Origin of the sequence: Streptomyces niveiscabiei, assembly GCF_001419795.1 — a bacterium.
GTDB classification, from domain to species: Bacteria; Actinomycetota; Actinomycetes; order Streptomycetales; family Streptomycetaceae; genus Streptomyces; species Streptomyces niveiscabiei.
Genome location: NZ_LIRL01001272.1, coordinates 1 through 4,989, shown reverse-complemented (window position 1 = coordinate 4,989; position 4,989 = coordinate 1). Strand labels below are relative to the sequence as shown.

Annotated in this window: 6 protein-coding genes; 1 reads left to right on the top strand and 5 read right to left on the bottom strand. The window is 72.2% G+C overall.

From position 1 onward, the window contains the following. Positions 1-23: 23 nt before the first annotated feature. From AOK24_RS43025 to AOK24_RS43010, 4 genes are all read right to left on the bottom strand, one after another. A complete protein-coding gene (locus AOK24_RS43025) occupies positions 24-713 on the bottom strand; it encodes an alpha/beta fold hydrolase (RefSeq protein WP_055725283.1) in 690 nt (229 codons plus the stop codon). After that, positions 710-1,540: a citryl-CoA lyase gene (locus AOK24_RS43020; RefSeq protein ID WP_055725282.1), complete on the bottom strand. Its 831-nt coding sequence runs from the start codon at positions 1,538-1,540 to the stop codon at positions 710-712. Before AOK24_RS43020 ends, AOK24_RS43025 begins: the two co-directional genes overlap by 4 nt. Then, entirely contained in the window at positions 1,533-2,717 is a 1,185-nt protein-coding gene (locus AOK24_RS43015) for a CaiB/BaiF CoA transferase family protein (protein ID WP_055725281.1), read from the bottom strand. Before AOK24_RS43015 ends, AOK24_RS43020 begins: the two co-directional genes overlap by 8 nt. Positions 2,718-2,847: 130 nt before the next feature. Beyond that, on the bottom strand, positions 2,848-3,657 hold the full coding sequence (locus AOK24_RS43010) for an IclR family transcriptional regulator domain-containing protein (RefSeq protein WP_055725280.1): 810 nt from the start codon (positions 3,655-3,657) through the stop codon (positions 2,848-2,850). Positions 3,658-3,852: 195 nt separating this feature from the next. Between AOK24_RS43010 and AOK24_RS43005 the strand changes: the two genes are divergently transcribed. Further along, positions 3,853-4,395 (top strand): VOC family protein, encoded by a 543-nt coding sequence (locus AOK24_RS43005; protein ID WP_055725279.1) that lies wholly within the window; start codon positions 3,853-3,855, stop codon positions 4,393-4,395. A gap of 3 nt (positions 4,396-4,398) precedes the next feature. Here AOK24_RS43005 and AOK24_RS43000 read toward each other — a convergent pair. Then, on the bottom strand, positions 4,399-4,989 hold a 591-nt coding region (locus AOK24_RS43000; RefSeq protein ID WP_240554404.1), incomplete at its 5' end, for a DUF3152 domain-containing protein.

Below are 4,989 nucleotides of genomic sequence, written 5' to 3'. Positions count from 1 at the left end.
GGGAGGGGGCAGCTCGGCGGGGCTCATACTCCGGGTCGGTTCATGAGCGCCGCCTGCTCCTCCAGGAAGTGGGCCAGTTCGGTCGGTGCCGAGTAGAACGGGGCGTGGTCGCAGGGGAGTTCGAGGTGGGTGCAGGCGTGGGTGGCGCATGCGCGTTGGGCTTCGGGGCGGACGGTTCGGTCCTCGGCGCAGATGACGTAGGCGCTGGGGACGGAGAGCCAGGCGGGGGCGTCGAGGGGCTTGTGGGGGACGCGGCTTCGCATCGGGCGCCAGCGGGTTGCCGCCTGGTCGGCGTACGGGGCGGGGGTGCCGGAGTACAGGGCTTCGCGGGCTGCCGGGAGGAGGGTGACCGTGCCGTCGGGTGACTCGTGGACCGCTGTGCGGAACGCCGGGTCGTTCCAGCGGGGGGTCAACTCCGCCGGGGACTCGCCCGGTTGGGGCATCCTCGCCGCGACGTAGACCAGGCGGTCCGCCTCGTGGCCGCCCGCCGAGACCGGGAGGCCGCCGTAGCTGTGGGCGACCAGGAGGACGGGGCCGTACAGGGCGCCTTCGCGGACAGCCGTGCGGACGGCCTGCGTGTCGTCCTCGAAGGAGGTCAGGGGGAGGTCTACTGCCGCTGTGCGTACGGCTGTCGGGGCGAGGCGGGCTCTCACCTCGTCCCAGCACCAGGCGCCGTGGTGGGCGCCGTGCACGAACAGGACGTACGGCGTCACGGGTGGGCTCCCGGATCGGGGGGTACGGGGCGGTTGTTGAGGTCGACCGAGAGGAAGATGTCGTTCGCGACGGGGGTGCGCATCTCCTCGGCGAGTTGGCCGATGAGTCCGGCGGTGCGGGCCAACAGGGCGAAGCCGCGCAGGAGTTGGATGGGGAGATCCAGGTCGGCGAGGGCGGCTCCGCAGACGCCGGCGCCGTTCAGGGGGAGCGTCTTGCCGAGGACTTGGGGGTGGGTGCGGCCGATCGCGGCGAAGAGGGCGAGGTGGGGGCCGAACTGGCCTTCCTCCTCGGCGATCTGCATGAGGCGGGGGGTGCGGGGGTCGCCGTCCTTGTGGACGTGGTGCCCGAGGCCGGGGACGAAACGGCCTGCGGTCTTCTGCGCGCGTACGGTCTCCAGGGCCAGCGCGTCCCACTCGTCGTCGGTCTGCGGGAGGTCGCCCTCGTGGCGTTCCAGGACGTCGTGCAGGAAGGCGCCGGTGTCCTCCGTGACGCCGAGGAAGCGCGAGCCGCCGCCCAACAGGCCTGCCGCCAGGGCGCCTTGGATCGAGTCCGGGGCGGAGAGGTAGGTGAGGCGGGTGACGATCGCGGTGGGGGTGAAGCCGTGGTCGGCGAGGGCGGCGAGGACGGCCTCGAAGACGCGGGTCTGGCCGGGGGTGGGGCGGCGCTGGGTGGCGAGACGGTAGGCGAGTTCACCGAAGCCGACAGTGCCCATGATGTCGTCGGCGAGGCTCTCTCCGAGGAGGGTGATGGTGGTCCGGGAGGAGGCGCCGAGGGCGGTGGGGTAGGTGGGTGCCGTGAGGTGAGGTGCGCGTGTTTCGTCAGTCACGGCTCTCCCCTCCCGGCCCCGCCAGCCACTTCCTCAACTCCGGCCCGTGTTCGTCCAGTTCCGGTGGCGGCAGCTCGTACCGGGCCGGTGTCGTGGAGAAGCTGATGGGATGGCGGGCCATGGGCACCGCCCGCTCCCCCTCCCCCACCCGCACGATGGGGTCGAGCCCGAAGCGTTCCGCCATCGCGAACCCCCCGTCGATGGTGTTGATCGGCGCGGCGGGCACCCCGGCCGCGACGAGCGCCTCGAACCACTCGGTGGCACCGCGCGTGGCGAGCCGTTCGACGAGCAGCGGGCGGAGTTCCTCGCGGCGGGCGGTGCGGTCCTTGTTGTGGGCGAAGCGGGGGTCGTCGGCGGCCTCGGGGATGCCGAGGACGTCGCACAGGCGCCGGAACTGGCCGTCGTTGGCGGCGGCGACGATCAGGTCTCGGTCGGCGGTGGGGAAGGGCTCGTACGGGAAGACGCTGGGGTGCGCGTTGCCCATCCGGTAGGGCACGGTGCCGCCGGCGACGTACGCGGAGCTGTGGTTGACGAGGCCTGAGAGGGCCGAGGAGAGGAGGTTGACCTCGACGTGCTGGCCCGCGCCGGTCGTGTCGCGGTGGCGCAGCGCGGCGAGGATGCCGATCGCGGCGTGGTTGCCGGCCATGACGTCGAACACGGAGATCCCGGCGCGGAAGGGTTCCCCCTCGGGGTCGCCGGTGAGGCTCATCAGCCCGGAGATCGCCTGGACCATCAGGTCGTACCCGGGGACGTGGGAGCCGGCGCCGGGTCCGAAGCCGGTGATGGACGCGTAGACGACGCCGGGGTTGGCGGCGCTGACGGCGGCGAAGTCCAGGCCGTACTTGGCGAGGGTGCCGGGCTTGAAGTTCTCGATCAGCACGTCGGCGCGGCGGGCGAGTTCGCGGGCGGCCTCGGCGTCGGCGTCGGTGCGCAGGTCGAGCGCGAGGGAGCGCTTGCCCCGGTTGATGCCGAGGTAGTACGTCGAGGTCGTGCCGCGTGTGGGCGGCATCCAGCTGCGGGTCTCGTCCCCGGCGGGCGCCTCGACCTTGATCACCTCGGCGCCGAGGTCGGCGAGCAGCATGGTGGCGTACGGGCCCGCCAGCACCCGGGAGAAGTCGGCGACCAGCAGCCCCGACAGGGGGCCGCCGCCCTGGCCCGACGGTGTCGGTGTCTCCATGGAACCATCCCTCCGACCGCACAGCGGACATGTGTCCGTCGGCTTCGGATTGTGGCACGCCGAGCCCCTTCACGGCGAGACCCCCTGCCCGGCGGGACCCCTTGCCCGGCGGGACCCCCTTGCGGGCCGGTCAGCCCCGGCCGGCGGCCACCACGCGCGGCACAGCCGTCAGCCGGGCGAAGTCGCCGCTGATGTCCCCGGCGGTCTGGAGCAGCAGCGGCAGATGCCGGTCGCGTAGGTCGGCGAGGGACGTCTCGGCGGCATGCGCGTTGACGTTGATCGCCGCGACGACCCGGCCCTCGCCGTCCCGCAGCGGCACGGCGACGGAGCGGATGCCGAGCGCGAGATCCTCGTCGGCCAGCGCCCAGCCCTGCGCGCGGACCTCGCGCAGCACCGCGTCCCGCTCGCCGACGTCGGGCCGCCACAGGGGGGTGAGCCCGGAGCGCGTGGGCTCCGCGAGCGCCTTGTCGAGCCGCTCCGGCTCCAGCGCGGCCAGCAGGACCTTGCCGAGGGAGGTCTGGAGGGCGGGGAAGCGGGTGCCGATCCGCACGGAGAGGGTGACGATCTTCGGTACGGCGACCCGCGCGACGTACACGATGTCGCCGCCGTCGAGCTGGGCGATCGAGCAGGACTCGTTCGTGCGGGCGACCAGGCGTTCCATGTGCGGGCGGGCGACGTCCCACAGGCCCAGCGAGCCGACGTACGCCATGCCGAGGTCGAGGACGCGGGGGGTGAGGGCGTAGCCGCGCTCGCAGGAGCGGACGTAGCCGAGTTCCTCCAGGGTGAGGAGGATGCGGCGGGCCGTGGGGCGGGCGAGGCCGGTCGCGGTCGCCACCTCCGAGAGGGACATGTCCGGCCGCTGGGGGGCGAAGGCGGTGATGACCTCCAGCCCGCGGGCCAGTGCTTCGATGAAATCAGGCCCGGTGCCCGTACGCGGCATCTGCCGCCCCTCTCGGATCGCTCGGCTGGGGCGTCCAGATTACGCCGCCTGTCCGTTCTCCGGCCCGCCCTCCGCCGGGCGGTCACGGTTTGCCCCAGGAGGGTTGACGCCGGGGGTCCCGCGTATCAGGGTTGCGAGCAGCGACCGTACAGCGGACACATGTCCGCGCTTGCCCTCTCCGAAGGAGAGTCGACGATGACTCAGCCCTCCCCCGACGCCCTCCCGTCCCGTCTGCACCACAACGCCTACGTCACCCAGGACCAGGAGGCGACCCGCGCCTTCTACGAGGACGTCATCGGCCTGCCCCTCATCGCGACCTGGAAGGAGTCCGACGAACTCTTCGGCGCGGTCCGCACGTACTGCCACACCTTCTACGGCCTCGGCGACGGCAGCGCGCTCGCGTTCTTCCAGTTCGCCGACCCCGAGGACCAGAAGCAGTTCGGCCCCGAGATGCCGCACTCTCCCTTCCAGCACATCGCGCTGAAGGTCACGGAGGAGGTCCAGAACGCGATAGCCGCCCGCCTGGAGAAGGCGAACTGGCGCCCGGACGAGACGTACGTCCTGGAACACGGCTACTGCCGCTCCCTCTACACCAGCGACCCCAACGGCCTCCTCCTCGAATTCACCCTCGACGCGCCGGGCATCCACGAGTCCGACGAGCAGCGCCGCCGGACCGCTCGCGAGGAGCTGGCGTCGTGGCTGAGCGGGGAGCACACGAGCAACAACACGTACCGCTGAGACTCACGGCACCGACGGCCCGCTGATCCGCCTCCCCTGTCCGTCGTACGGCCAGGCGTTGGGGACGCAGCCCTTGAGGCCCTTTATCTGCTGCATCATCGCGGGGGCGGGGGCGCCTGCGGCGGGGCAGGTCTCGTGGCCGCGGCCGAGGAAGTGGCCGACCTCGTGGTTGACGATGAGGGCGCGGTAGGAAGGGATGTCGTCGGCGTAGTACCGGGTGCCGGTGAGCCAGCGTTCGAGGTTGACCATGACCTTGTGGGCGACGCTGCAATTGAGGTCGCCGTGGGTGTCGAGGCCGTACTCCGCGCAGGCCCGGTCGACCGTGCCCGGGGTGGCGATGCGGACGACGAAGTCGGTGGGGCCGGTCGAGACGCGGCGGAAGGACGACGTGCCGTCGGCGGTCCAGCCCCGGCGGTCGGCCAGGACCTGTTCGACTTCGTCGGCCGTGTCGTCCAAGGAGAGGTCGAGGCCCTTCTCGATCTCCACCTTGTAGCGCAACGGGGTTCCTTCGCCTGCCTGTCGGCCGGTGCCCGGGGCGGTGGCGTAGACGCCTGGGCCGTGCTTCGGGATCACAGGGCGGGAGGGGGACGGAGT

Excerpts from the sequence above, each read along its gene's own strand:
- AOK24_RS43015 (WP_055725281.1), bottom strand. The coding sequence starts at position 2,717 with ATGGAGACACCGACACCGTCGGGCCAGGGCGGCGGCCCCCTGTCGGGG.
- AOK24_RS43005 (WP_055725279.1), top strand. The coding sequence starts at position 3,853 with ATGACTCAGCCCTCCCCCGACGCCCTCCCGTCCCGTCTGCACCACAAC.
- AOK24_RS43010 (WP_055725280.1), bottom strand. The coding sequence starts at position 3,657 with ATGCCGCGTACGGGCACCGGGCCTGATTTCATCGAAGCACTGGCCCGC.